General features: G+C 64.9%; 24 protein-coding genes. 12 read left to right on the top strand and 12 right to left on the bottom strand.

The window, feature by feature from the left end; genetic code table 11:
- Positions 1-15 precede the first annotated feature (15 nt).
- On the top strand, positions 16-558 hold the full coding sequence (locus AB5K84_RS07675) for a TfoX/Sxy family protein (RefSeq protein WP_162494161.1): 543 nt from the start codon (positions 16-18) through the stop codon (positions 556-558).
- Here AB5K84_RS07675 and AB5K84_RS07670 read toward each other — a convergent pair.
- The 3 genes from AB5K84_RS07670 to AB5K84_RS07660 form a co-directional block, all read right to left on the bottom strand.
- Positions 512-1,018, bottom strand: coding sequence for a GFA family protein (locus tag AB5K84_RS07670; protein ID WP_011090332.1), 507 nt, complete (start codon positions 1,016-1,018; stop codon positions 512-514). The two genes, AB5K84_RS07675 and AB5K84_RS07670, sit on opposite strands and share 47 nt — an antisense overlap.
- A gap of 181 nt (positions 1,019-1,199) precedes the next feature.
- Complete coding sequence (locus AB5K84_RS07665) at positions 1,200-2,327, bottom strand: alkene reductase (RefSeq protein ID WP_011090333.1); 1,128 nt, start codon at positions 2,325-2,327, stop codon at positions 1,200-1,202.
- A 251-nt stretch (positions 2,328-2,578) separates the two neighbouring features.
- On the bottom strand, positions 2,579-4,075 hold the full coding sequence (locus AB5K84_RS07660) for an aldehyde dehydrogenase family protein (protein ID WP_038967349.1): 1,497 nt from the start codon (positions 4,073-4,075) through the stop codon (positions 2,579-2,581).
- A gap of 192 nt (positions 4,076-4,267) precedes the next feature.
- Here AB5K84_RS07660 and AB5K84_RS07655 point away from each other — a divergent pair, with 192 nt between their 5' ends.
- Positions 4,268-5,113, top strand: coding sequence for an SDR family NAD(P)-dependent oxidoreductase (locus AB5K84_RS07655; RefSeq protein ID WP_011090335.1), 846 nt, complete (start codon positions 4,268-4,270; stop codon positions 5,111-5,113).
- Between the two features lie 241 nt (positions 5,114-5,354).
- Here the strand turns inward: AB5K84_RS07655 and AB5K84_RS07650 are convergent, their stop codons facing one another.
- The 6 genes from AB5K84_RS07650 to AB5K84_RS07625 all read right to left on the bottom strand — a co-directional run bounded on the left by AB5K84_RS07650 (position 5,355) and on the right by AB5K84_RS07625 (position 9,607).
- On the bottom strand, positions 5,355-5,561 hold the full coding sequence (locus AB5K84_RS07650; protein ID WP_038967348.1) for a hypothetical protein: 207 nt from the start codon (positions 5,559-5,561) through the stop codon (positions 5,355-5,357).
- Positions 5,562-5,764: 203 nt separating this feature from the next.
- Positions 5,765-6,178: a Rieske (2Fe-2S) protein gene (locus tag AB5K84_RS07645; protein ID WP_038967347.1), complete on the bottom strand. Its 414-nt coding sequence runs from the start codon at positions 6,176-6,178 to the stop codon at positions 5,765-5,767.
- Between the two features lie 7 nt (positions 6,179-6,185).
- A complete protein-coding gene (locus AB5K84_RS07640) occupies positions 6,186-7,298 on the bottom strand; it encodes an amidohydrolase family protein (RefSeq protein ID WP_038967354.1) in 1,113 nt (370 codons plus the stop codon).
- Between the two features lie 14 nt (positions 7,299-7,312).
- The gene (locus tag AB5K84_RS07635) at positions 7,313-8,377 is read right to left on the bottom strand and encodes an amidohydrolase family protein (RefSeq protein WP_011090338.1); all 1,065 of its coding nucleotides are present in this window, start codon (positions 8,375-8,377) and stop codon (positions 7,313-7,315) included.
- A gap of 218 nt (positions 8,378-8,595) precedes the next feature.
- The gene (locus AB5K84_RS07630) at positions 8,596-8,871 is read right to left on the bottom strand and encodes a YiaA/YiaB family inner membrane protein (protein ID WP_011090339.1); all 276 of its coding nucleotides are present in this window, start codon (positions 8,869-8,871) and stop codon (positions 8,596-8,598) included.
- 40 nt (positions 8,872-8,911) lie between these two features.
- Positions 8,912-9,607 carry a PspA/IM30 family protein gene (locus AB5K84_RS07625; protein ID WP_011090340.1) on the bottom strand — a complete coding sequence of 232 codons (696 nt, stop codon included), beginning with the start codon at positions 9,605-9,607 and terminating at the stop codon, positions 8,912-8,914.
- A gap of 103 nt (positions 9,608-9,710) precedes the next feature.
- On the opposite strand from AB5K84_RS07625, the gene AB5K84_RS07620 reads away from it, so the two are divergent.
- The 3 genes from AB5K84_RS07620 (at position 9,711) to AB5K84_RS07610 (ending at position 13,587) form a co-directional block, all read left to right on the top strand.
- Complete coding sequence (locus AB5K84_RS07620) at positions 9,711-10,319, top strand: TetR/AcrR family transcriptional regulator (protein WP_011090341.1); 609 nt, start codon at positions 9,711-9,713, stop codon at positions 10,317-10,319.
- A gap of 96 nt (positions 10,320-10,415) precedes the next feature.
- On the top strand, positions 10,416-11,870 hold the full coding sequence (hydA, locus tag AB5K84_RS07615) for a dihydropyrimidinase (RefSeq protein ID WP_011090342.1): 1,455 nt from the start codon (positions 10,416-10,418) through the stop codon (positions 11,868-11,870).
- A gap of 94 nt (positions 11,871-11,964) precedes the next feature.
- Entirely contained in the window at positions 11,965-13,587 is a 1,623-nt protein-coding gene (locus AB5K84_RS07610) for an ABC transporter substrate-binding protein (protein WP_038967343.1), read from the top strand.
- Here the strand turns inward: AB5K84_RS07610 and AB5K84_RS07605 are convergent.
- Positions 13,584-14,927 (bottom strand): glycoside hydrolase family 3 N-terminal domain-containing protein, encoded by a 1,344-nt coding sequence (locus AB5K84_RS07605; protein ID WP_011090344.1) that lies wholly within the window; start codon positions 14,925-14,927, stop codon positions 13,584-13,586. The genes AB5K84_RS07610 and AB5K84_RS07605 overlap by 4 nt on opposite strands.
- Positions 14,928-15,116: 189 nt before the next feature.
- Between AB5K84_RS07605 and AB5K84_RS07600 the strand changes: the two genes are divergently transcribed.
- From AB5K84_RS07600 to AB5K84_RS07590, 3 genes are read left to right on the top strand one after another with little or no spacing between them, the layout of a single operon-like run.
- The gene (locus AB5K84_RS07600; protein WP_038967334.1) at positions 15,117-16,610 is read left to right on the top strand and encodes a DUF4153 domain-containing protein; all 1,494 of its coding nucleotides are present in this window, start codon (positions 15,117-15,119) and stop codon (positions 16,608-16,610) included.
- A 13-nt stretch (positions 16,611-16,623) separates the two neighbouring features.
- Complete coding sequence (locus AB5K84_RS07595) at positions 16,624-17,328, top strand: response regulator transcription factor (protein ID WP_011090346.1); 705 nt, start codon at positions 16,624-16,626, stop codon at positions 17,326-17,328.
- Entirely contained in the window at positions 17,325-18,911 is a 1,587-nt protein-coding gene (locus tag AB5K84_RS07590) for an ATP-binding protein (protein ID WP_011090347.1), read from the top strand. The genes AB5K84_RS07595 and AB5K84_RS07590 overlap by 4 nt, the downstream gene beginning before the upstream one ends.
- On the opposite strand, the gene AB5K84_RS07585 is transcribed toward AB5K84_RS07590, so the two are convergent.
- On the bottom strand, positions 18,908-19,048 hold the full coding sequence (locus tag AB5K84_RS07585) for a hypothetical protein (RefSeq protein WP_007597071.1): 141 nt from the start codon (positions 19,046-19,048) through the stop codon (positions 18,908-18,910). The two genes, AB5K84_RS07590 and AB5K84_RS07585, sit on opposite strands and share 4 nt — an antisense overlap.
- Before the next feature lie 270 nt (positions 19,049-19,318).
- Between AB5K84_RS07585 and AB5K84_RS07580 the strand changes: the two genes are divergently transcribed.
- From AB5K84_RS07580 to AB5K84_RS07565, 4 genes are all read left to right on the top strand, one after another.
- On the top strand, positions 19,319-19,714 hold the full coding sequence (locus AB5K84_RS07580; protein WP_011090348.1) for a DUF3606 domain-containing protein: 396 nt from the start codon (positions 19,319-19,321) through the stop codon (positions 19,712-19,714).
- Between the two features lie 24 nt (positions 19,715-19,738).
- Entirely contained in the window at positions 19,739-20,233 is a 495-nt protein-coding gene (locus AB5K84_RS07575; protein ID WP_038967333.1) for a hypothetical protein, read from the top strand.
- Positions 20,234-20,342: 109 nt separating this feature from the next.
- Positions 20,343-21,272 carry an alpha/beta hydrolase gene (locus AB5K84_RS07570; protein WP_011090349.1) on the top strand — a complete coding sequence of 310 codons (930 nt, stop codon included), beginning with the start codon at positions 20,343-20,345 and terminating at the stop codon, positions 21,270-21,272.
- A gap of 395 nt (positions 21,273-21,667) precedes the next feature.
- On the top strand, positions 21,668-22,891 hold the full coding sequence (locus AB5K84_RS07565; protein WP_028173882.1) for an ABC transporter substrate-binding protein: 1,224 nt from the start codon (positions 21,668-21,670) through the stop codon (positions 22,889-22,891).
- 250 nt (positions 22,892-23,141) lie between these two features.
- Here AB5K84_RS07565 and AB5K84_RS07560 read toward each other — a convergent pair whose 3' ends face one another.
- Entirely contained in the window at positions 23,142-24,704 is a 1,563-nt protein-coding gene (locus AB5K84_RS07560) for an adenylate/guanylate cyclase domain-containing protein (RefSeq protein ID WP_038967331.1), read from the bottom strand.
- Between the last annotated feature and the right edge of the window lie 93 nt (positions 24,705-24,797).

The following is a 24,797-nucleotide window of genomic DNA, read 5'->3' as shown; positions in this document are numbered from 1 at the left end:
CGCAAGGACGGAGGCATGATGGCCGAACTTGGCCGAGGCACGCAAGGAAGCGCCGTCATGGCAGACTTGCGCCGACGCGCGCAAGCTGGAAACATGCTCGGGCGTAAACCTGCACGGGGAGACGCGATGGCCTATGACGAGAACACCGCGGCGCGGGTGCGCAAATTACTGGCGGGTCAGCGATATGTCGCGGAAAAGAAGATGATGGGCGGCCTCTGCTTCATGGTGAACAACACCATGTGCTGCACCGTAAGCGGGCGCGGCGGCATGCTGATCCGCGTCGGCCCGGAAGCGCATGCACGCATGCTGCAGGAGCCGCATACGAGCCCGATGGAAATGCGCGGGCGCATCATGACCGGCTTTGTCCGCGTCGCGCCGGACGGCTATCAGGGCGATGCCGAGCTGAAAAAATGGGTCAAGCGCGGGCTCGACTTCGTGGCGGCGAATAACGCGGGACGCAAAGCGGCGCCGCGGAAGGCTGTTTCGGCGAAGACTGAGGTCGCCGCCAAGGCTAAAGCACCTCCTCGCGGCCGAGCTCGAAAGGGTCTTCGCCGCTAGCGCGCTTCTTCTTTTTCGAGCGCTGCCAGACCACACCGGGAAAGCCCTTCAACGGCACCAGCGGCTCGCCGGTATAGGCCCATTCCTGGAGCTCTTCGATCGCGATGTGATAGAGCGGCTGGCGGCCGGTGCGCTCCCTAAACAGCGCGCGGGGGATGTTGACCATGTGGGGCCCGCGCGGCCGCTCGTAGGCGATCGGCGTGCCGCAATGCGAGCAGAAGCTGCGCGCGGTCCTGGTGGCCTTGTCCTCGTAGCGCGTGAGGGCAGTCTTGCCGGAGGTGATGCGAAAGCGCTTCTTCCAGCTCCCGACATAGGTCGCGTAAGCCGCGCCATGGGCGCGGCGACTACTGGCGGAATGATCGTGCCAGGCCCAGCGCGCGGGAACGTCGATCTCGAAGGTGACCTTGCCGCAGAGGCATTGACCGGTGGCGGTTCCTGCGGCGGCTGCGGCTTTGGCCATCGTCTCTCTCCGTCGTCGTTGCAGAGGCGACAATACACGATCGTCATTCCGGGGCGCGACGAAGTCGCGAGCCCGGAATCCATCGGGCTGCGTACTCAGAGGCGGCATGGATTCCGGGCTCGACGCTCCCGGGCCGCGCTTCGCGCGGTCCCGAGCGTTGCCCCGGAATGACTGAGGGAGACTACGCCGGTGTCAGCTCGTCATACGCCGGATAATCCGTATACCCCTTCTCCTCGCCGCCGTAGAACGTGGCCCGATTGTAAGGCGTGATCGGATAATCGTGCCGAAGGCGCCGCGGCAAATCGGGGTTGGAGATGAAGATACGGCCGAAGGCGATGATGTCGGCATGGCCGTCGGCGATCGCCGCATTCGCGGTCTCGCCGGTAAACCCGCCGGCCGTCATCAGCACGCCGCTGTAGAGTGGGCGGAACAGCACCATCGCCGACGGTACATTCTCCCAGTGGACGTCGGCGCGCCCGGCGCCGCTGGAGCGCGGCTCGATGAAGTGAAGATAGGCAAGACCGAGCTTGTCGAGCGCCTTCACGACATGGGTGTAGAGCGGCATCGGATCGGGCTCGCCGGAATCGTTGGCGATACCGTGCGGCGACAGCCGCACGGCGACGCGGTTGGCACCCCAGACGTCGATCGCGGCCTGCGTGACATCGAGCAGAAGCCGCGCGCGATTCTCTATTCCGCCGCCATATTGATCGGTGCGCTGGTTGCTGCGCGATTGCAGGAACTGCTCGAGCAGATAGCCGTTGGCGCCGTGGATCTCGACGCCGTCAAAGCCGGCAGCGAGCGCATTCTTCGCGCCCTGCCGGAACGCCTCGACGATGCCCTTGACCTCGTCCGTCTCCAGCGCGCGCGGCGTCTCGTAGTCGGCGATCTTGCCTTCGGCCGTCATCGCCTTCATGCCTTCGGCCTTGATCGCAATCGCCGAGGCCGAGACCGGCAGCTCACCGCCATGGAAGGACGAATGCGAGACGCGGCCGACATGCCAGAGCTGGAGGAAGATGATGCCGCCCTTGGCATGCACGGCATCCGTCACCTTGCGCCAGCCGGCGATCTGCGCCTCCGAATAGATGCCGGGCGTCGCCGGATTGCCGCGGCCGTGCGAGAGCACCGGCGAGGCTTCGGCGATGAGCAAGCCGCCCGGCGTCGCGCGCTGGCCGTAATATTCGGCATTGAGCGGCCGGGGCGAAAAGCTGTCGCGCTCGGCGCGCATGCGCGTCAGCGGCGCCATCGCGACGCGATGCGCCAGCTCGTACGGACCGACCTGCAACGGTTTGAACAACGCCGGAAATTTCATGCTGGCCCCAAAGTGGCTATGGAAGGATGCGGAACATATAAGAGGAAGAGACGGCCTGAAAAGACGGTGCCCGGTCTCCCTCTCCCCGTTCTTACGGGGAGAGGGTTGGGGTGAGGGGCCGCCTCCACGAAAATGGTGAGAGCTGGACTCGCGGAAACGCCCCCTCACCCGGAATCCGCGCTACCCGCGCATTCCGGCCTCTCCCCGCAAGCGGGGAGAGGCAAAGTGGCGCCGCGAACGCGGGAACCACGCTACGCCGTCTTGATCCAGACGGCCTTCACGTTGAGATACTCCTCGACGTGCTGCTTGCCGGACTCGCGGCCGTAACCGCTCATCTTGTAGCCGCCGAAGGGCACGGCCGGATCCATCGCCTGGTAGCAGTTCACCCACACCGAGCCGGCACGCAGGCTCTTCGCGACCGCATGCGCCTTGCTGACGTCGCGCGTCCACAGGCCCGAGCCGAGGCCGAACGTGGTGTTGTTGGCGCGCTTGACCAGTTCGTCCATGTCCTTGAACGCGATGGCGGAGATGACGGGGCCAAAAATCTCCTCCTGCGCGATGCGCATATTGTCCTGGACGCCCGCGAACACGGTCGGCGAGACGAAGAAACCCTTCGACAGCGCGCCTTCGGTGACGCGGCCGCCGCCGGCGAGCGCCCGCGCGCCTTCCTTCTGGCCGATATCGAGATAGCCGGTGACGCGCTCGAGCTGCTGCTCGGAGACCAGCGGGCCGATCTGCACGTTGGGATCGAGACCATTGCCGACTTGCAGCTTCTTGCCGAACTCGGCGACGCGGCCGACGAACTCCTCGTAGATCGACTGCTCGACGAACAGGCGCGTACCGGCGCTACAGATCTGGCCAGAGTTGGCAAACACCGCCATCGCGGCGCCGGGCACGGCGGCATCGAGATCGGCGTCCGCGAACACGATGTCCGGCGACTTGCCGCCAAGCTCGAGCGAGACGCGCTTGAGGTTGCCGGCCGAGGCGCGGATGATCGACTGTCCCGTGACGTGCGAGCCGGTGAAGGCGACCTTGTCGACGTCAGGGTGCGCGGCGAGCGCAGCGCCCGCGGTCTCGCCATAGCCGGGCACGACGTTGACGACGCCGGGCGGAATGCCTGCCTCCATCGCCAGCTCGGCGATGCGCAACGAGGTCAGCGGCGCCTCTTCGGCGGGCTTGAGCACCACGGTGCAGCCGGTGGCGATCGCCGGGCCGATCTTCCAGATCGTCGCGGTGAGCGGGCCGTTCCAGGGGATGATGGCGCCGACGACGCCGATCGGCTCCTTCAGCGTGTAGGAGAAGATTTCGCCCGGCAGCGAGTTCTCGATGGTCTCGCCATGGATCGCGGTGGTCTGACCGGCGTAATAGCGCAGCATGCCGACGGCGCGGAGGCGATAGGCACGGGTGCGGCTGAGCGGCGCGCCCATGTCGAGCGTGTCGAGCTGCGACAATTCGTCGAAATTCTTCTCGACGAGATCGGCAAGCCTCAGCAGCAGGTTCTGCCGCTCGAACGGCTTGACCTTGCTCCAGGGTCCTTCGAAGGCGCGGCGGGCGGCGGCAACGGCGCGGTCGATGTCTTCCTTGTCACCCTCGGCAACGGTTGCGAGCAGTTCGCCGGTCGCGGGATTGTGGGTCTCGAAGCGCTTGCCGGAGGCGGCATCGACCCATTTCCCGTCGATCAGCATCTGCTTGTAGGACCCATTGGCGAACGGGTGGCGCGTGATCGGAATAGCCTGCGACACAGCCATGGCTGCACTCCCTGTCAGGTGATTGATTGGGTTCGATCTCGGCGGGATCGTTGGGCGAGAAAGGATACAGCGGTGCCGGAAAGGCGTAAAGGCGGCGAGGAACGAAGACCTCCCATGCCGACTTGTGCAGGGTCGCGCGAACGCCATGTTATAGCTCGACCGAACTTGACGCCGCTCCCCGGAGAATGAGCCATGTCGCATCCTGTCATCGCCAAGGGCAATGTCGCCGTGATCACCGGGGGCGCATCCGGCATCGGCCTCGCCGCCGCCATCGCCTTCGCGCGCGCGGGAATGAAGGTGTGCATCGCCGACGTCGACCAGGCGCGACTGCAGGAGGCCGCAACAAGACTGTCATCCGTCACCGCCGCCACACATGTGATGACATTCGTCGTCGATGTCAGCCGCGCCGAGAGCGTGAAGGAACTGGAACACGCCGTCGGCGCGCATTTCGGCGGTACCGATATCCTCATGAACAATGCGGGCATCCAGCCCGGCAGCACGCTGCTCGGCGAGCCCGATAACTGGCAGCGCATCATCGCCGTCAACATGTGGGGCATCATCAACGGCTCGCGCATCTTCGCGCCCAACATGATCGCGCGCGGCAAGGCCGGCCTGATCATCAACACCGGCTCGAAGCAGGGCATCACCACGCCGCCCGGAGATCCCGCCTACAATGTCTCGAAGGCCGGCGTGAAGGCTTTTACGGAAGCGCTCCAGCATGAGCTGCGCAACACGGAAGGCTGCCACATCACGGCGCATCTGCTCGTTCCCGGCTTCGTCTTCACGGGGCTGACCGCGAAGGGCCGCACCGAGAAGCCGGCGGGAGCCTGGACGCCCGAGCAGACCGTCGAATTCATGATCACCCGGCTCGAGGCCGGCGATTTCTACATCCTGTGCCCGGACAACGACGTGCCCCGCGCCCTCGACGAAAAGCGCATGCTCTGGGCCGCCGGCGATATCGTCGAGAACCGGCCCCCGCTGTCGCGCTGGCACCCGGACTATGCGGACGCGTTCGCGAAGTTCGTGAAGGGGGGCTAGGCGCGCTCTCTCGCTCCCTCTCCTCGTTCCTACGGGGAGAGGGTGGGGTGAGGGGCTGCTTACGCACACTGCGGTCTGAACTATTGAAGGGATTTCGCAAGGGGGGGCCGTGGAGTCGGAGAGACTTTTGTCGCTGCGACTCAGTGCCATGCCCCTCACCCGGATCGCGTCGGGCGATGCTTCGCATCGCCGAGGGCGATCCGACCTCTCCCCGCAGAAGGAAAGGGAGAGGTTAAGAAGCCTACAGCGTCTCTTGCTGATGCCCGCAATTCTTGCAGGCGAACTTGACGCGGCTCTGGCCCTTTGGCGCCTGCACCCGGTTCGGGGCGCCGCACTTGCCGCAGACCGCCTCGATCCGGGTATCGCCCTGCTTGATGACGATGGTCTTCTTTTCCATCGATTCGCGGATCAGGCGCTCGGCCTCCTCTCGCAGGGATTGTTTGGACAAAGCTCATCTCCGCCATGAATGCGGGCGAGGCTTATCGCACCTGCGTCGGAATCACAATCCGTGATGGTGATCGCGGCGTTATCAACATGTCATTCCGGGATGGTCCGCAGGACCAGACCTCAGGTGCGCACTTGCGCACCGGGGAATCTCGAGATTCCGGGTTCATTCGCTGTGCAAATGCCCCGGAATGACGGTGTATGACTTCAGACCTCGACAATCACATAGCTGTCCTCGACATGCACCGGAAACGTTTCGGCAACATACGGGCCCTTCTGCAATTCGTCGCCCCGCTCCACCGCGACCGGATATGACCTGATCCTGACGCGTTTCGGATCGAACCAGGACTGGCCGCTGCGCATGTCGAACTCCCAGCCGTGCCAGGGACAGCGCAGCATCTCGCCGACGCGAGAGCGCTGATAGATGCCCGGCTCGGGCGAGGTCAGCCGCGCCACGCAGGCGGCCTTGTCGAGCGGCGCGCCCTCATGCGGGCAGCGGTTCAGAAGCGCAAAGAACTCGCCGTTGACGTGGAACACGACGATGTCGCGGCCCGCGACGTCGACGACCTTGTTGCCGCCAGGCGGGATCTCGGAGGTGCGGGCGACAATGTGACGGGCCATGCTGGTTTCAGAACTTGTAGACCGCGCGGGCATTGGTGCTGAAGATCTTCTTCCGCTCAGCCTCGGTCAGCGGCGTCTTGAAGGCGAAGCGCGGATCGTCGAAGTCCCAATGCGGATAGTCCGACGAGAACAGCAGACGGTCGATGCCGACCCATTCGATCAGCGCGCGCAGGTGCCGGGCCTCGTCCGGCTCGTCGATCGGCTGGGTCGTGAACCAGAAGTGCTCGCGGACGTATTCCGAGGGCCTGCGCTTGAGGTGTGGCACCTCGCTGCGGAACCGCTCGAAATGCTGGTCCATGCGCCACACCGCTGACGGAATCCAGCCAAAGCCGCCCTCGATGAAGACGATCTTCAGCTTTGGAAAGCGCTCCGGCACGCCCTCGATGACGAGGCTCGCAAGCTGCGCGGCAATGGTGTGCGCGTTCGACTGATGCTCCTCGACATAATAGGACGGCCAGCCGCCGCCGGTCGGCGCGTGGCCGCCATAGCCGCCGACATGGATGCCGAGCGGCAAGTCCAGTGCCTGCGCGCGCTCGTAGATCGGCCAGTAGCGGCGGCGGCCGAGCGGCTCGTTGGCGCGCGGCGAGACGTTGATCTGGATGTATTCCCCGACCTTGGCGCAGCGCTCGATCTCGGCAATGGCTAGCTCGTTGCCGTCCTGCCCGACCAGGATCGACGCCTTCAGGCGCGGATCCCGATGCGACCAGAACGCCAGCTGCCAGTCGTTGATGGCGCGCTGGATCGCGGCGCCGAACTCCAGGTTCTGCTGCGAGAAGATGAAGAGATCGAGCACCTGGAGAATGCCGAATTCGACGTCGAGCGGATCGAGATGCTGCTTGCGCATGAAATCAAGATCGGAACCGGGCGGCCCCCCGGTCGGCGGCCAGGCATCGCGCCGCGCGATCAGCGGCGAGGACCGCGGATAGGGCGTGGTGAACAGATACGGCGTGCGCAGATGGCTGCCGTATTCCTTCAAGTGCTGCTGCCAGCGCTTCGGCAGGAATTCGTTCAGATCGTCGGTCGAGCGAAGACTCGGATGGACGTCGCAATCGACGATGCGCAGCCGCGATGCGGCGGGCTTCTCGTCGTCGCGCAACGGACGGTCGATGACCTCACTCATGCGAACCTCCAAAATCAGTTGGCGAGCGACAATCGCGGAAACGTCTCCAGCGGGTTGTCGACGCACATCTTCGCGATGATGCTCTTCGGTAGATTCGGCGGGATTGGATCGTCGCCGTCGAACTGCCAATGCGGGTAGTCGGACGCGAACAGGAACATTTTTTCGGAACCGATCTGGTCGATGATCTCCTCGACGCTTTTCGCGTCGCTAGGTGCATCGAACGGCTGCATGGTGACGCGAAAATTGTCGCGGATGATCGATGCCGGCTCGCGCTCGACCCAGGGAACCTCGACGCGCACGCCGCGCCAGGTCTTGTTGGCCCGCCACATGAAGGCCGGCAGCCAGCTTACGCCCGACTCCATCAGCACGACCTTCAAGTTTGGGTATTTGCCGAACACCCCCTCATAGATCAGGCTGAGGATCTGCGCCTGAAACGCCTGGGCCTCGACGAAGTAATATTCATAACGATGCGACGGCCAGCCGGCCGAGCTCGGCGCCTGGCGATATTGCGTGCCGGCGTGGATCGCGAGCGGCAGCTTGTACTTTTCTGCGAGCTGATAGACGGGCCAGAAATGTCGCCGTCCCAGTAGCGTCTCGCCCTGCGCCAGCACCAGGATGGAGACGAAGCGATTGTCGCCGGCGCGGCGCTCGATCTCCTCGATCGCGAGATCCGGCGCCTGCATCGGCACCACGATGGAGGCGCGCAGGCGGGAATCGCGCGCAAGCCATTCGGCGGCGATCCAGTCGTTGATGGCCTTGCAGAAGTCGGCCGCCATGTAGGCGTCGAAGACGGCCTGCGCGCCGTAGAGCACGTTGAGGATGGCGTGGCTCGCACCCAATTGGTCGAACGCGCCCTTCTGCACCATGGCGAGATCGGAGCCGGGCTTGGCGCCGTTGGCCGGCCGCCAGTCGGCGCGGCCCGAAAGGGGCATGCTCGGTGGATAGGAGGTGAGATCGAGCCCATCGATGGCGCGGCTCACCACCTGCTCTTTCCAGTGATCGCTGAGATAGGGAAGCAGCGTCGTGCGCGTGCCACCAACGGCCGGGTGGATGTCGCAGTCGATCCGCGTCGCCGCCATTGGGGGTTCCTCGGAGTTTCCTCGCGCAGTCTTTATTGGCGGCGTTCTTCGCGCCGCCCGGGCAGAGTGCGCCGGCCGGCGCCGCCACGCAAGGGCGCGCGCCCGCGCGATCCGTCATGGCTCGGTTGCATTTCGCGGGCGCGATATGTGGATCAGCCGCGCGGTGGATGCTCTGGCACCCACCGCGTCAGATTGCAAACCTTTGCGCACTTCTCTCCTCAAGCGGCCTTGGAAACCTCCATCAAGAGGCGCTCGGCCTTGGCATCCTCGATGCGGTTCATCAGCCGGCTGCTCTCGTGATTGTCGCGCACGGTCTTGGTCAGCGTGACGCAGGTCTGGAGCAGCATCGCGACGCCCATGGTGAGATAGCCCTTCATCCAGAGGTCGATCGGCAGGAAGAAGATGCCGATTGCGACGAGGAAGGCGGAAGCCGCGAAGGACACGTAAGTGAAGGTCACCCAGGCGCTGCTGTGGGGCTGGCCGTTCTGGTTCATGGTCGTCTCCTGTTGGTTCGAATGATGATGGGATCTGAGTTCAGGCAGTCGGCTGGTGCTTGGACTTCAACCGCGCCAGCACGTCGTCCGCGGTCGTCTTCAGCCGGGGGCCGAAGCCCTGCTCGGCGAGTCGTTCGGCGGTCGTTAGCGGACCGGTGGCCGCATCGAGCTCAAACAGCGCGTCATCGGCGGCCTGGGCTTCCATCTGGCGCTCGCGCAGGCGCCTCAAGGTGCTCTCCGCTTCCGGCAGTGTGGATTCGTAAGGACGTGCGGCCTCGATGCCGCTGCGGCGAAGCGAGCGCACCGCTTCCGAGGCACGGGCGAGGCGACGGCCGCGATCGAGCTCGGTGATGCGGGCCTGGGCGCTTGCAACGTGCCGCTTCAGCCTGATGATCTCGGTCGCGAACAGCGCGCGGGCCGTCATCGCCGCATCGCGGTCGGCTTCGAGGCCCGCGATGGCTTCGGCGGCCTCCTTGGCGAGATCCTCGCGGCCGCCATCGAGCGCCGCCACCGCGCGGGTCTCGAGATCGGCGATGCGGGCGAGGGTCGCCTCGAGCTTGCGGCCTTCCTGCTGGTCCTGCGCGATCGCCAGCGCCAGCGTCCGCTTGCTGCGCTCCACCGCGGCAGCGGCATCGCGCATCTGCTGATCGAGGATCAGCAGGGCTGTACGGTCCTCCAGCTCCTCGCCTGCGGCGGCCACGCTGCCGCGGAAAAGTGTCACGACGGTCTTGAACATCTGCAGCTCCCTGTTTATGAGCGTTGCTCACAAATGCTTTGTAGCAGGAATATTGAACATCGTTCAATAAATATTTGAGCGACGCTCAAGAATTTGACTCCAGATGACTAAGGCCTTGGAACGTCGAGCGAAACTTCGGACCGACCTGATCCAGGCGGCCGAGCGGATGATCGCTGAGCGGGGGTTGGCGGGTCTGAAAACCCGCGATTTGGCCCGCGAGATCGGCTGCGCCAATGGCGCGGTCTACAATCTCGTCGCCGACGTGGACGAACTCGTCCTGCGGGTCGGCTCGCGCACGCTGCATCGCCTCGATGAGGCGCTCAGCGCGGCGGAACGCGCCGGGGAGCCCTCGCCCCAGGAAACGCTGGTCCGCATCGCCATTGCCTATTGCGACTTCGCCGCCGAAAACCTCGAACTCTGGCGCGCGCTGTTCGAGCACCGCATGGCCGCCGACAAGATCCTCCCCGACTGGTCCGTCGACGATCAGCTGCAGCTGTTCCGCCACATCTACCACCCGCTGGCGCTGCTGCTTCCCAAGCGCAGTCAGGAAGAGCTCGGCATCACCGCGCGCAGCCTGTTCTCGGCCGTGCATGGCATGGTGGCGCTGGGACTGGAGCAGAAACTGGTCGCCGTTCCCCTGCCGGCGCTGCGCAAGGAGATCGCAAACCTCGTGCGCGCGATGATCGACGGGCTGATCGCGCGGGCGGAGTAAAAAGATCGGCGGCGGCTGACTAAAATTTCGCCTGTCGCATCGCGAGTGGTGCGCTTAGCCTTCGGGCCGTCCCCTCACCTCTATCCGGAGTCTCTCATGCCCCTCCTCATCCGCGGCGGCACCGTCGTCAATCACGATCATTCGCGCCGTGCGGACGTGCTCATCGACGGCGAGACCATCGTGGCGGTGGGCCCGTCGCTCGAGGCGCCCACAGGCACCGAGGTCATCGATGCCGGCGGCGCCTACGTCATTCCGGGCGGGATCGATCCGCATACCCATCTCGAAATGCCGTTCATGGGCACCGTCACCGCCGACGATTTCGAATCGGGAACCAAGGCGGCACTGAGCGGCGGCACCACCATGGTGGTGGATTTCTGCCTGCCCGATCCCGGCCAGTCGATGCTCGCGGCCTATCAGGAGTGGCGGCACAAATCCGAGAAGGCCGCCAGCGACTACGGCTTCCACATGGCGGTGACGTCGTGGTCGAAGCAGATTTTTGACGAGATGGAGACCGTGGTCAAAACCTACGGCATCAACACCTTCAAGCATTTCATGGCCTACAAGGGCGCGCTGATGGTGAATGATGACGAGCTCTACAACTCGTTCGCGCGCTGCGCCCATCTCGGCGCGATGCCTGTTGTCCATGCGGAGAACGGCGACGTCGTCGCCCTGATGCAGGAGGCGCTGATCGCGCGCGGCGTCACCGGCCCCGAGGGCCACGCTTATTCGCGGCCGCCGGAGGTCGAGGGCGAAGCCACCAACCGCGCCATCATGATCGCGGACATGACGGGCACGCCGGTCTACATCGTGCACACCAGCTGCCGCGAGGCGCATGAGGCGATCGCGCGGGCGCGCGCAGCGGGAAAGCGCGTCTATGGCGAGCCGCTGATCCAGCATCTGCTGCTCGATGCCCGTGAGTACCAGCACAAGGACTGGGATCATTCCGCCCAGCGCGTGATGTCGCCACCGTTCCGCGACAAACAGCATCAGGACAGCCTATGGGCCGGCCTGCAATCCGGCTCGCTCCAGGTGGTCGCGACCGACCATTGCGCCTTCACCACGGAGCAGAAGCGGTTCGGGCTCGGCGATTTCAGGAAGATCCCGAACGGCACCGGCGGCCTCGAAGACCGCCTCGCGTTGTTGTGGACCGCGGGCGTCGCCACGGGGCGGCTGACAAAGGAGGAGTTCGTCGCGGTGACCTCGGCAAACATCGCCCGCATCCTCAACATCTACCCGCGCAAGGGTGCGGTCGCGGTCGGCTCGGATGCCGATATCGTGGTGTGGGACCCCAAGGCGACAAAGAGCATCAGCGCGAAGCGGCAGATGAGCCGGATCGACTACAATGTGTTCGAAGGCTTTGCCTGCACCGGCGGACCGGCGGCGACGCTCTCGCGCGGCCGCGTCGTCTGGACGGATGGCGATCTGCGCGCCGAGGCAGGCGATGGCCGCTACATCGAACGCCCCGCCTTCTCGCCCGTGCATGTGGCGAATTCGACCTGGAAAGAGCTGACCGCCCCGCGCGCAGTCGCACGCGGAGCGGTGACGCCTTGAGAACGCGATCCACGCGGGATGCGACGCCATGAAGCGCGGTTGATGGCACGCGCTTTGCCTCTTTATGTCGCAACTTTCTCTCAAGGAGGCCGCGATGAGCGCATCATCTTCCGACATGAACCGTCGCAGCGTCGTGCTCGGTGGCCTCGGTATCGCCGGAATGACGGCCGTCGCGCCTCCCTTCGCCCGGGCGCAGGGACGCAGCGAGACGCTGCTGGTGGTGCAGGAGCTGGGGCCGAACTCGCTGGACATGCAGGGCGTCGGCTCCAACCAGACCGTGAACGGCCTGTCCTGGAATTGCTACGATCGCCTGCTGACCTACGCCTCCAAGACGCTGCCCGATGGGACCGTGTCCTATGATCGCGAGAAGCTCGCGCCTGAACTCGCCGAGAGCTGGGAGGTCGCGGCCGACGGCATGTCCTGCACCTTTCGCTTGCGGAAGGATGCGAAATTCCACGACGGCGCGCCGGTCACGGCCAGGGACGTCAAATGGTCGTTCGACCGCGCCGTGAAGGTCGGCGGCTTTCCGACCTTCCAGATGTCGGCGGGATCGCTGGAAAAGCCCGAGCAGTTCGTCGTGGTCGACGACCACACCTTCCGCATCGATTATGTGCGCAAGGACAAGATGCTGCTGTTCAACGTCGCGGTGGTCGTGCCCTTCATCATCAATTCCGAGCTCGCCAAGAAGAACGCAACGCCCGAGGATCCGTGGGCGCTGGCCTGGCTGAAGACCAACGAGGCCGGCGGCGGCGCCTACAGGATCGAGAGCTGGAAGCCCGGCAGCGAGACCGTGCTGGCGCGCTTTGACGACTGGAAGAGCGGACCGCTGCCGAAGGTCAAGCGCGTGATCGCGCGCGACGTCCCCTCCGCAGGCACGCGGCGCGCGATGCTGGAGCGGGGCGATGCGGATATCTCCAGCGGCTTTGCGCCGCGCGATTTCGAGCAGATCATCAAGGAGGGCAAGGTCAAGGTCTCGGGCGTGCCGATCCCGAACGCGCTCTGGTACGTCGCGCTGAACACGGCAAAGCCGCCGTTCGACAATGCCAAGCTGCGCCAGGCCGTCGCCTGGGCGATGCCTTACGAGCAGATCCAGAGCAGCGCCTTCTTCGGACGCGCCGTTCCGATGTATGGCGGCGCGGCCGACGTCTCAAAGCCGGTCTGGCCGCAGCCGTTTCCCTATGTCACCGATCTCGACAAGGCCAAGGCCCTGATGAAAGAGGCAGGGTTCGAGTCCGGACTGGAAACGACGCTGTCGCTCGACACCGGTACGGCGACCGTCGGCGAGCCGACCGCGATCCTGATCCAGGAGAGCCTCGCCAAGATCGGCATCAAGGCAGGAATCGAGAAAATCCCCGGCGCGAACTGGCGCACGACGCTGAACAAGAAGGAGCTGCCGCTCGCGCTCAACCGCTTCAGCGGCTGGCTGGATTATCCCGAATATTACTTCTACTGGAATTTTCACGGCAACAATTCGATCTTCAACATCTCCTCCTACCAGAACAAGGAGATGGACGCGCTGATCGACAAGGCACGCTTCACCGCGGATGCGGCAGAATACGACAGGTGCGTAAAGGATTTCATCGCGCTCTGCATGCGCGACGTTCCCGTCATCCCGCTCAACCAGCCGATCCACGACGTCGCCATGCAGAAGGCCGTCACCGGCTACGAGTTCTGGTTTCACCGCGAGCCGGACTACCGTCAGTTCGCGAAGGGCTAGTGCCGATCGACGACGCGGACGAGGCCTGAGGCGTCTCGCGCCTGCCCGGTCGGAAAGCTTCGCGCGAGTCGCGTCTCGCTCGCGTGGAGCATCACCGCGTCGAGCTTGCCCTGCCGCGATCCGTTCAGCGCGCAGGCGAAGACACGATAGAACTGCGCGCCGTCATAGGCGACCAGCAGCATATCGACGCCGGCATTGATCGCCTCGACCACTGCTTTGCAGACGTCGTTCTGGTAGATCGCGCCCATCACGAGGTCGTCGGTCATCACCATGCCCTGGTAATTCCATTTGTCGCGGATGATGCCCTGGACGACCCGCTTCGAGTGCGACGCGGCGCGATCTGGATCGACCGCGGTGAGCGTGACGTGGCCGACCATAAGCGCGCTATGCGAATGCGAAAGCACCTCGCGGAACGGCAGCCAGTCGGTTGCCTCCAGCTCCCTCACCGGCGTGTTGAGACTGGCACTGAAATGATGCGTGTCGGTGCGCACGCGCCCGATGCCGGGGAAATGCTTCAGCGTTGCGCCCACGCCGGATTCTTCCAGCCCGCGGACATAGGCGTTTGCGATCGTGCTGACCACGACGGGATCGGTCGCAATCGCGCGCTGGCCGATCAGCGTATGGAAATCGAGGCGGTTGCGCCTCTGCGGCGGCTTGAGGTCGAGCACCGGCGCAAGATTGAGATTGACGCCGACGCCCGCGAGCTCGCGGCCGTGGATGCGGCCGAACTCCTCGGCTTTGGTCTGCTGCTCGTCGGGGGCAAGCGAGGAGAGGGTCGCGAGCGCCGGCACCTTTGTCAACGGCGGCGCGAGATGCCCGACGATCCCGCCTTCCTGGTCCGCGGCGACGACCAGCGGCGGCAGCCCCACAGCGCGCCGCTTGTCCTGGAGCGTAGCGATCTCGGCACGTAGCGCCTCGATGGTCCGCCCCCGGATGTTGTGCCGGGTGACGTAGACGCCGCCGATCAAGCCTTGCTCGGCAAGGCGCGCGACCTCGGGAAAGGAGGAATAGCCGACCATGAAGTGAGGCCCGAGCTGACGCGCCTCATTGGCGCTGGCGGCAAGAACGTCGTGCTTGCGCAGCTCGAACTTCAGATGCGCCACCGACATCAGCAGCGGCGGCAGGCACCAGAGCATGACGAGAAGCTTGCCGGCCATGGTGCGCCACCGCCCTCTGCGAAGCAGAAGCATGACGATCGCGATGCTTGCAACGACAAGCACGATGTTTCCGGCGCCGCGCAGCGGGACCAGATAGGGATCGTTCTTGTTCGCGGCCGCGAACGCGACGATAGGCGCGGCCAGCCAGAGCAGGATGAGACCGATACGGCGGAGGAATTGCATGATGCGTCACACGCTAGAAGTGGCGAATGCTTCGCACCTAACAAAGCGATTTGCGCTGCGCGAGAGGCAAAAGCGCACCTGCACGAAAACTGCAAAAGACTCCTGAAACCGTGCAGACGATGATCCCGCCTTCTGCACAGACGCTGTTCAGACTTCGTGACGTTACCCATCACGAGAGGTCTTTTGGACATGACGAGCCTGGCTTCGACGATCGCAGCGGACATCCAACCGATCAGGCATTCCTCGATTCCAGCCAAGCTTGGCTGCGCGCTGGCGCTGGCTGCGCTCGCCGACCGGCTGTTCTATGGCGAGCGCATCGGACTGTCGCTCACGCTGTTTGCGACCGCGATGGCTTGCGTGTCGGCGCTGTTCAATCATGCGGCCCTGGATCTGCGGCGCGCCATGATCGCTGCGACCATTCTCGTCGCCGGCCTCGTGCCGGCCGTCGAGGAGCTCAACACGCTGTCCTTCCCGATCCTCATCACGGCGCTGGCCATTGCGCTCATGGTCGCGACCAATCCGGAAACGACCGAGTTCACCGAGCGTGCCCGTGCGCTACGCAATTTCTTCCTGCTCGGTCCCTTCAGGTTCTTCCTCGACGCGCTTCAGGTGTTCAACATGTCGGCGTTCACCCGCGGCATCGCGCTCTGGCTGCTGCCGGTGGCGCTCGGCACCGTCTTCGTCGCGCTGTTCGCGGCGGCCAATCCGGTGATCGAGCAGTGGGTGTCTCTGCTCAATCCAAAAATCCTCCTCGAATATGTCAGCGTACCGCGTGTGCTGTTCTGGACGACGATGCTGGCGCTGGTCTGGCCGTTCATCCATGTGCGCTGGCGGCGGAGGAAGGTTGTTACCACGACGGATGCCGATGGCCCGGTGCCGCCGCTGCCGCCCATGGTCTCAGCGGAGTTTCTCGGCCCCTCGACGATCCTGCGCTCGCTGATCCTGTTCAATCTGCTGTTCGCGGCACAGTCCATTCTCGACGGCATCTATCTCTGGGGTCACGTCGCGCTGCCCGCGAACATGACTTATGCGGCCTACGCCCATCGCGGCGCCTACCCGCTGATCGCGACCGCCCTGCTCGCTGCTGCCTTCGTACTGGTGGCGATGCGCCCGGGTGAACCGGCTGACAAATCAAAGGTGATCCGGCCGCTGGTCTATCTCTGGGTCGGGCAGAACGTCCTTTTGGTCGCCTCCTCCATCCTCCGCCTCGACCTCTACGTGGGCATCTACATGCTGACCTATTGGCGCATCGCGGCCTTCATCTGGATGGGTCTGGTGGCACTCGGGCTGATCCTGATCGTGGCCCGCATCGCGCTCGACCAATCCAACCGGTGGCTTGTCCGCGCCAATCTGATCGCGTTAACGATCGTGCTCTATACTGCCTCGCTGGTGAACTTCGATGCGTTCATTGCCGACTATAATGTTGCCCACAGTCGGGAAGCATCGGGCAACGGCGTGCAGATCGACATCAACTATCTCCTGACGCTTGGGCCACAGGCGCTGCCCGCCATAGACAAGGCGATCTTGCTGCGGCCCGGCAGCCCCGAGAGCTGCCTTGTGTCGCGCCGCGACCGCCTTGTAGAACAGCAACGTCAGGATCTGGCCTGGCGGAGCTGGGGCTTTCGAAACTGGCGGCTCCAGCGCAGGCTGGAGGCGCAGGTGAAGAACCAGCCGGCAGGGTGAGCGGAGAGTTTACTTGGCGCATCGCATTCTCATCGTCGACGACGAGGGCCACATCCGCGAGGTCATCCGGGTCGCCCTGAAGAAGGCCGGCATGGACGTGATCGAGGCCCGCGACGGCAAGGAGGCACTCGCCCGCTTTGCCGCCGACAGGCCCGATTTGATCGTGCTCGACGTCGGCATGCCCGAGTTCGACGGCCTCGACGTCTGCCGCGAGATACGCAAAGGCTCCGACGTGCCGATCCTGTTCCTGTCGGCGCGCGACGAGGAGATCGACCGCGTGCTCGGCCTTGAGATCGGCGGCGACGACTACGTGACAAAGCCGTTCAGCCCGCGCGAGCTGGTGGCGCGGGTCAACGTCATCCTGCGCCGGCTCAGCCCGCGCAATGGCGAGGCCAAGGCCGGGCCGAGCGCGCTGGCGCAAGGTGGCCTGCTGATCGATCCGGAGCAGCATGTGGCGTCGTTCGCCGGCACGCCGCTGAAGCTGACCGCGATCGAGTTCGGCATTCTGCGCGCGTTCCTGACCCGGCCGACCTCGGTGTTCAACCGCGAGCAGCTGATGCGCGCGGCCTACCAACTCAACATCCAGGTCTCCGACCGCACCATCGATAGCCACATCCGCAACATCCGCGCCAAGCTCGCGGCGCTTTCCTGCGACAACGTGATCGAGACCATCCACGGCGTCGGCTTCAAGCTCGGCCGCTGCGAGAAAGAGGCATGAGCGGGGCCCCCGACAAATGGCGGCCGTCGCTCGGGCTTGTCATCTTCGCGGTGCTGGCGACGGTCGCGGTGCTGCCGCTGGTCGGCCTGTTCTTCTTCCGCCTCTACGACAACCAGCTGATCCGCCAGACCCAGGCCGAGCTGATCGCGCAAAGCCGCGTGCTGGCGACGATCTATGCGCAGGAGGTCACGGCAAGGCTCGACAGCGGCCTGACGCTCGGCGCCGAGGTGCCGCCGAACGTGCTGCCTGATCCGGGCGACCAGGTCACGCCGATCCGCCCCGCGCTTGACCTCACCGCCAACGATCTGCTCCGCCGGCGGCCCGATGCGCAACCCGCGCCCAAGCCGGCACAGCCGGCCTATGTCGAGATCGGCGCAAGGCTGACGCCGATCATCCGCGAGACCCAGAAGGTGACGCTGGCAGGTTTCAGGATCCTCGATCCGCAGGGCGTCGTGATCGCCGGGCGCCAGGAGGTCGGGCAGTCGCTTGCCCATATCGAGGAGGTCGCGGACGCGCTGCACGGGCAGTATCGCGCCACCCTGCGCAACCGCGTGCCGGACAAGCCGCCGCCGCCGATCTACTCCTTCAGCCGCGGCCTCGGCGTGCACGTGTTCTCGGCGATGCCCGTCATCGTCAACAACCGCGTCGCGGGGGTGATCTACACCACGCGGACGCCGAGCAACATCTTCGACCATCTCTACCAGGAGCGGGCTAAGTTCGTGCTGGCCGGGCTCGCCGTGATCCTCGGCACGATCGCGATCGGCCTCGTGTTCTCCCGCACCATCACGCTGCCGATGCGCGAGCTGATCGACCGCGCCGCCAGAATTGGCCGCGGCGACCGCGAGGCGTTCAGGCCGCTGCGGCACTACGGCACGCGCGAGTTCGCCCAGCTCTCGCACAGCTTCCTCGGCATGGCCGAGCAGCTGGCGCGGCGCTCCGACTACATCGCGACCTTCTCGGCGCACCTCACCCACGAGCTGAAATCGCCGCTGACCTCGATCAAGGGCGCAGCCGAGCTGTTGCAGGATTCGGTTCAAGGCAAATCCGAGGACCTGACGCCGGCCGAGCAGAAAACGTTCATCGCCAACATCCTGTCCGACACCCAGCGGCTGGAGGCGATGGCGCAGCGGCTGCGCGAGCTCGCCCGCGCCGAGAGCCTGCCGCAGAACGAGCGCACCGAGCTTGCGCCCGTCATCGCCGACCTCAGGAGCAGGTTTCCGGAAAGCTCCATCGAGGCCAGCGGCAGCCTCGACCGGGCGATCGGCATGTCCGGCGAGAAGGCATTGATCGTGCTGTCGCATCTCGCCGACAACGCGGTGCGGCACAAGGCTGGGACAATCAGGCTGGAGGCGGTGGACGCGCGGACGACCCTGCTTCTTACCGTGAGCAATGACGGCGAGCCGATCTCGGCGCCGAACCGCGACAGGATCTTTGACGCGTTCTTCACCACCCGCCGCGACCAGGGCGGCACAGGGATGGGGCTGGCAATCGCGCGCGCGGTGATGGCGAGCCATGGCGGCTCGATCAGGCTGAAGCCGACCGACGACGGTGCGGCCTTCGAGCTGCAGTTTCCAGTCGCCTAGATCGCGAACACCCAGGCGGCGACGATGGTGCCGATGGTGACGAGACCGGCGATGGTCCAGCCAGCGGCATATTCCAGCTCAGGGTGACCGGTCGCCCGCATGATCTCTGCCGGATCGGCGGTATGCTTCTCTGCCATGACAGCCTCGCACGTTTCTTCCCGTGTCTAAGGATAAGTCGCGCCAGCCGCCAGAAGGTTCCATCACGGACGTGCGAGGGACACAAAGACGCGAAAACAACCCCATGCACAGTAGAAAGCCCGCTCCGGCGCGCGGCCCGGTCGCGCCGCACAACCTTCTGACACATCGGTGCAAAACGTCCCCGCCGCGCAATTCCCGCGTGCCCCGCGCCTTGCCTTCCAAATCCGGTTGCATGCTAGACTGGACGCTGTCCACGGCAGGAGGGAAGCATGGCCGACAACAAGGCAAAGCGGGGCGGAGCCGATCGCGCCCTGATTGCGCTCACCGAGAAATACGAAGTCGCCTATTGGTCGAAGAAGTTCAAAGTGACGCCGGCCAAGCTGAAATACGCCGTCAAGAAGGTCGGCCACTCCGCCAAGAAGGTCGAGGCCTACATCAAGCTCCAGAAGCACCGCGCCTCCGACAAGAGCCGGATCGCGCTGAGTGAGGCCTATGAGGTCCGCTACTGGTCGAAGAAATTCAAGATCACCCCGGCCAAGCTGAAGGCCGCCGTGGCCGCAGCCGGCCATTCCGCCAAGAAGGTGGAAGCGTATCTCGCGGCCCAGAAGGCGGCAAAAAAGGCCAGGAAGGCAAAGAAAACGGTCAAACGGAAGAAGGCCGCCTGAGATTTCGGGCCCATGGAGGCAGGGATGAAATCCGGCCGATCGATCCTATCCTGCGCCCTCGTTCTTGCCGCCACGTCCCACGTCGCAGGCGCCTCCGCAGCCACGCCCGCAAAGGTCTCGGGCTCGGCGGCGCTGGCGCTCGCGGGCGTGATCGCGCCGCTGTCCCCGAACCTCACCGGCGCCGAGAAGAAGGCGGTGGCGATGCTGTTCTCCGCCAATGCCGACATTCCCTACAAGAAGGCCATTGTGGTGACCGCCGACCGGATCGTCTGCCGCACCGGCAATGTCGACATCACCGTTCGCAATTGCGAGGTGACCTTCGGCAAGAAGGTGAAAACCGTGAACGGCTCCACTGCCAACGAGATATTCGCGACCGAAGCGCTGGCCGGCGTTCCGCCCGACGGCGCGGCGGGATCGAATTTCGAGAGCCTCGCCAAGCTGAGCTGCACGATCGACCCCAACGCGATCAGGCGGAAGGACGGCAGCGGCGCGGATTGCACATTCGAGCCGGGGAATTGAGCGCCGAGGGCGCCGTCAAATCGCCTCAAGACCAGCCAACTAATAAGGCGAATTGAAAAGACAGGCCCCAAGAGCGAGCCAATATGAGCGCGCAAGGCCCGGCACCATCATGAAGAATTATCTCGCATTTTTGCTTGTTCTGACCGTCTCGACAGCTTCCGCGCATGGTCCGGTTCCGACGCGGCTGGCTGCGCCATCCGATCTCGTCCGCGTCGGGCTGACCGACAACGACACCACCGCCGGCGGCACCGCGCGGCTCTGCGAGCAGGTCACCTTCGCGCGCGGCCTGCGCTACGGCGAGAGCGAAGCCAATGTGCTCGATGTCGCCACCAGCGCGACCAAGGCGGATACGCCGCGGCCGGTGCTGCTGTTCGTGGCGGGCGACACTTTCACCGGCGACCATGCGGCGCCGGAGCTGTCGCGCCAGATCCAGGACCAGATCATGTGCTTTGCCGCGCGCAACGACATGATCGGGGTGCGCGTCAACTATCGCCTCGCGCCGTCGGCGAGCTGGCCCGCCGGGGCGACCGACGTGGCGGCGGCACTGTCCTGGGTCCACGGCAATATCGACCTGTTCAATGGCGATGCCCGCGAGATCGTCGCGGTCGGCTATGGCGCCGGCGCCTTTCACGTCGCCACCCTGCTGGCGCATCCCGAGCTCCAGACCGACCGCGCCGACGTCGCTGGCGTCGTGCTGGTGTCCGGGATCTATCGCGTGGGCAAGGACGCGAGCGACAACGAGAAGGCCTATCTCGGCAGCGACGCGACCCAGTACGACAAGCGCTCGGTCTTCCCCGGCATCCTCAATGTCGACGTGCCGATCGTGCTGGCCTGGGCCGCGGACGATTCCACCAGGCTGGTGGCACAGGGCGAGACCCTGAAGAAGACGCTCTGCGGCGCCGGCCATTGTCCGCGCGGCACCATCCTGCGCAGCCGCGACGGCATCGCCGCCGCCTTCGGCCTCGACGGCTCCGGCGACAGCCTCGCCGAACCGACGCTGCTGCTGGTGCATCAGCTCGAGGCGCGGGGGCTGCCGTAGCGGGGTGTTGCGGGCGGAGCGCGTTATTTACTCCGACCTTTTGCTGGGCCACCACTCTCCCCCGCCCTCCCCCGCAAGGGGGGAGGGAGCGCAGCGGAGTGCGCCGCTACGCTGTGCCGCACCGCACCGTCGCAATTGATAAGAACGAACGCGTGCCACAACGAAGGTGCGTTCCCTCCCCCCTTGCGGGGGAGGGTTAGGGAGGGGGGTGCCACACGGCACACTCCCTCGTTTGTCAGCGCGTCAGCACGCCTGCCGCTTTCGTTCGCGCTAACAGCTGCGCTGCTTTGAAGTGCGCCACCAAGCCACAGCTTTGACAAACGCTTGACGTAGATCAACTCGCCTTGGTGCGGACTGAGCCGACCTCGTTGGGGGCCAACGACAAGGTGTCGAGCATGCGCGTCACCGGCAGGCTGCTATTCATTGTGATCATCGCCTTCGCTTCGCTCGGGGCGATGTCCCAGCAACGGTCCGAACAACCGGCAAGCGACAACGAGATCCGCATCGGCAATGTGATGCCGTATTCGGGGCCGCTCTCGGAGTTCGGCGCGATCGGCACCGCGGAGGCCGCCTATTTCGATATGATCAACGCGCGCGGCGGCATCAACGGCCGCAAGATCCGCTTCATCACCCGCGACGACAATTCCGATCCGGCGGCCGCGCTGGAGCTGACCCGCAATCTGGTCGAGAAGGACGACGTCCATCTGATGTTCGGCTCGTTCGGCACGCCCGGGAATCTCGCCACGCGCTGGTATCTGAACGAGAAGAAGATCCCGCAGCTTTTCCTCGCCACCGGCGACGAGGAGCTGAGCCAGGCCAAGGCGTTTCCCTGGACCATGGGCTGGCAGCCGTCGTTCCGGTCGGAGGGACGCATCTACGCCAACTACATCCAGGCCTACTATCCGCGGAAGAAGATCGTGGTGCTCTGGCAGAACGACCAGTTCGGGCGCATGCTCTACAAGGGTATCCAAGAAGGCCTCGGCGATCTGAACCGTCACGTCCTCGTCGACATCGCCTTCGATATCAACGACGAGCATCTCGAAGGGCACGTCTCGATCCTCAAGCGCGCCGGCGCCGACATCTTCGTCTTTCTCGGCGTGCCGTCGACGGCGTCCAAGGTGATCAAGCTGGCGGCGTCGCTCAAATGGCGTCCGGTCTTCATCGTGAACGACGCCTCCGCCTCGATCGCCAATGCGATGGCGCCCGCGGGCCTGGAGAATTCGGCCGGCGTAGTCTCGGCCGCCTTCCTGAAGGATCCGAGCGATCCCGCATGGAAGAACGATCCCGCCATGAAGGACTGGTTCGCCTTCATGGATAAATACCACCAGGTCGAAAGCACCAACAACAGCGCGGCAGTCTATGGCTACGCCGCGGCCGAGGCGCTGACCAAGGTGCTGAAGCAATGCGGCGACGATTTTTCGCGCGAGAACATCATGCGTCAGGCGGCTTCGCTGAAGAGCTATCAGCCTTCCCTCGCGCTCCCCAACATCAGGATGAACACCTCGCCGGACAGCTATCTGCCGATCAGGCAGATGCGGCTGGTGCAGTTCGACGGCCGTTCCTGGCAGCCCTTCGGCGACGTGATCGAAACCGCATTCACGGAAGGCGCGGCGCGGTAGCCTGCTCACGCGCACCTTTTGCCGGGCTACCCCTCTCCCCCGCCCTCCCCCGCAAGGGGGGAGGGAGCGCGGTGTGCCGTGCGGTGAGAGCTGGGCTCACAAGCTCGACGAGTTCACTGACCCAATGCCGATTGTCATCACCTTGACGCAGCCACACGCACAACTGTGTTCCCTCCCCCCTTGCGGGGGAGGGTTAGGGAGGGGGGTGCCGCACGGGGACTCTCTCGACCGGTAAAGCGGCTGCGCACCCTCACGCCGGCTTCAGCGAGGCCAGCGCATTCTCCAGCAGCGAGCGCACACGCGCGGCATCGCCTGACTTCACCACCGCGGGGTCGAGATAGAGCTCGAGGCCGGGCGCGCGTTCGGTGATGATGCCGCTGTTCTCCGCCGCGGCATCGTTCAGCGCGTCGACCGAATAGGGAATCACCTCGCGGCTGATGCCCTTCATCGTGATCGCCGGCAGCGCGTGGGCGCGGACGATGTCGCTGACCAGAGCGAAGGTCTCGTAGCTCAGCACGATGCCGCCGGGCTCGGCGATCGATTGCAGGCGCGCGGCGAGGTTCGCCTCGGCACCGATGATGGTGTAGTCCATGCGGTCGCTGCTGCCGAAATTTCCGACATTGCAATAGCCGGAATTGATGCCCATGCGCGAGCGGAACGGTTGCTCGATGCCGGAGGCGCGCCACTTCGCATTGAGCTCGGCAAGCCGCTGCTGCATGCGCCAGGCCATCTGGAGGCAGGCCTGCGCATCGGCGCGGTCGCCCCTGGTCTCGGGGTCGCCGAAGAAGATCAGCATGGCATCGCCGATGAACTTGTCGATCGTGCCGCCATGTTCGTGGGCGATCGCCGACATCTCGGTGAAATATTCATTGAGGAGTTGCGTCAGTTGCTCGGGCTGGAGCCGCTCCGCGGTCGCCGTAAAATTCTGGATGTCGGAGAAGAAGATGGTGAGCTTCTTGCGCTCGGTGTGGATGATGACGTCCTTCTGGCCGGAGAAGATGCTCTTGTAGACCTGCGGCGGGATGTAGCGCGAGATCTTCATCGAGAGCGAGGCGAGGAAGTCGTTGGCGGATTCGAGCTCCTTGTTCATGCCCTTGATGCGGCTCGCCTGGCGGCGCTGGAGCGAGAGGAAGGACAGGCCGCTGCCAGCGGCGATCAGGAAATAGGCCAGCAGGAACTTGAACGAGAAGATGTTGGCGGCGATCGGCTGGGCGATGATCACCTCCTGGATGCCCCTGATATCGCCGACCTTCCAGTCCTTCTTCGGGCTTTCGGGGTGGCTGTTGTGACAGCTCACGCAGGCCGGGCCCATCGTGACGGGGGCGACGAGGCGGACCTTGTCGTTGAACAGCGAGGTCTCGGTCTCCAAGATCTTCTGTTCGGGATCCCTGCGCAGCGCGTCGAGCGCGTCCTTCTCGAACTTGTCGAGCTGGTGCGGCGCACGGTTCTGGAACGGGAAGTCCGAGACGAAGCGGTAGGTGATGTTCTCCTGCTGCGCGCCGATCACCCGTCCGAGCTCCAGCGACAGCGTCGCCGGGATCGGGATCGCACCAGGAACGGATTCGTAATTGTGAACCACCCTGGTCGTACCATCAGGATTGGCGATGATGCGCCCGACCACGTTGGTCGCGTAGTAGCTGCGCACACTCGTGATTACCGAATTGAGATCGGCGGCCTGCCGGCGCAGCGCCGTCTTGGAGAGCTCGGTCAGGTCCAGCCACACCGCGAGCGGCAGAGCGAGCAGCAGGAACGCGATCGCGGCACCGGTCAGGACGCCGCTCTTGCGCTGTTCTTCGGCGATCTCTTGTTTCACACTGTGGCTCCGTTGTGTGCGCTTTTGTCGCAAACCTCCCGGGATTTGCGGCAAAGCCTGCGGCGGCACAGAGCCAACAAAAGCGGGCGCGCG

Source organism: Bradyrhizobium sp. 1200_D9_N1_1 (genome assembly GCF_052075915.1).
In the GTDB taxonomy this organism is placed as follows: domain Bacteria; phylum Pseudomonadota; class Alphaproteobacteria; order Rhizobiales; family Xanthobacteraceae; genus Bradyrhizobium; species Bradyrhizobium diazoefficiens.
The sequence above is the reverse complement of the archived record's forward strand: the minus strand, read 5'-3'. Positions and strand labels throughout refer to the sequence as shown.

What these genes read in the sequence shown, in the direction of transcription:
- AB5K84_RS07620 (WP_011090341.1), top strand. Translation starts at nt 9,711, where the DNA reads ATGACTAAGGCCTTGGAACGTCGAGCGAAACTTCGGACCGACCTGATC.
- AB5K84_RS07640 (WP_038967354.1), bottom strand. Translation starts at nt 7,298, where the DNA reads ATGAGTGAGGTCATCGACCGTCCGTTGCGCGACGACGAGAAGCCCGCC.
- AB5K84_RS07605 (WP_011090344.1), bottom strand. Translation starts at nt 14,927, where the DNA reads ATGCAATTCCTCCGCCGTATCGGTCTCATCCTGCTCTGGCTGGCCGCG.
- AB5K84_RS07600 (WP_038967334.1), top strand. Translation starts at nt 15,117, where the DNA reads ATGACGAGCCTGGCTTCGACGATCGCAGCGGACATCCAACCGATCAGG.
- AB5K84_RS07590 (WP_011090347.1), top strand. Translation starts at nt 17,325, where the DNA reads ATGAGCGGGGCCCCCGACAAATGGCGGCCGTCGCTCGGGCTTGTCATC.
- AB5K84_RS07575 (WP_038967333.1), top strand. Translation starts at nt 19,739, where the DNA reads ATGAAATCCGGCCGATCGATCCTATCCTGCGCCCTCGTTCTTGCCGCC.
- AB5K84_RS07610 (WP_038967343.1), top strand. Translation starts at nt 11,965, where the DNA reads ATGAGCGCATCATCTTCCGACATGAACCGTCGCAGCGTCGTGCTCGGT.
- AB5K84_RS07580 (WP_011090348.1), top strand. Translation starts at nt 19,319, where the DNA reads ATGGCCGACAACAAGGCAAAGCGGGGCGGAGCCGATCGCGCCCTGATT.
- AB5K84_RS07625 (WP_011090340.1), bottom strand. Translation starts at nt 9,607, where the DNA reads ATGTTCAAGACCGTCGTGACACTTTTCCGCGGCAGCGTGGCCGCCGCA.
- AB5K84_RS07565 (WP_028173882.1), top strand. Translation starts at nt 21,668, where the DNA reads ATGCGCGTCACCGGCAGGCTGCTATTCATTGTGATCATCGCCTTCGCT.
- AB5K84_RS07645 (WP_038967347.1), bottom strand. Translation starts at nt 6,178, where the DNA reads ATGGCCCGTCACATTGTCGCCCGCACCTCCGAGATCCCGCCTGGCGGC.
- hydA (WP_011090342.1), top strand. Translation starts at nt 10,416, where the DNA reads ATGCCCCTCCTCATCCGCGGCGGCACCGTCGTCAATCACGATCATTCG.
- AB5K84_RS07655 (WP_011090335.1), top strand. Translation starts at nt 4,268, where the DNA reads ATGTCGCATCCTGTCATCGCCAAGGGCAATGTCGCCGTGATCACCGGG.
- AB5K84_RS07675 (WP_162494161.1), top strand. Translation starts at nt 16, where the DNA reads ATGATGGCCGAACTTGGCCGAGGCACGCAAGGAAGCGCCGTCATGGCA.
- AB5K84_RS07630 (WP_011090339.1), bottom strand. Translation starts at nt 8,871, where the DNA reads ATGAACCAGAACGGCCAGCCCCACAGCAGCGCCTGGGTGACCTTCACT.
- AB5K84_RS07670 (WP_011090332.1), bottom strand. Translation starts at nt 1,018, where the DNA reads ATGGCCAAAGCCGCAGCCGCCGCAGGAACCGCCACCGGTCAATGCCTC.
- AB5K84_RS07570 (WP_011090349.1), top strand. Translation starts at nt 20,343, where the DNA reads ATGAAGAATTATCTCGCATTTTTGCTTGTTCTGACCGTCTCGACAGCT.
- AB5K84_RS07635 (WP_011090338.1), bottom strand. Translation starts at nt 8,377, where the DNA reads ATGGCGGCGACGCGGATCGACTGCGACATCCACCCGGCCGTTGGTGGC.
- AB5K84_RS07660 (WP_038967349.1), bottom strand. Translation starts at nt 4,075, where the DNA reads ATGGCTGTGTCGCAGGCTATTCCGATCACGCGCCACCCGTTCGCCAAT.
- AB5K84_RS07585 (WP_007597071.1), bottom strand. Translation starts at nt 19,048, where the DNA reads ATGGCAGAGAAGCATACCGCCGATCCGGCAGAGATCATGCGGGCGACC.
- AB5K84_RS07665 (WP_011090333.1), bottom strand. Translation starts at nt 2,327, where the DNA reads ATGAAATTTCCGGCGTTGTTCAAACCGTTGCAGGTCGGTCCGTACGAG.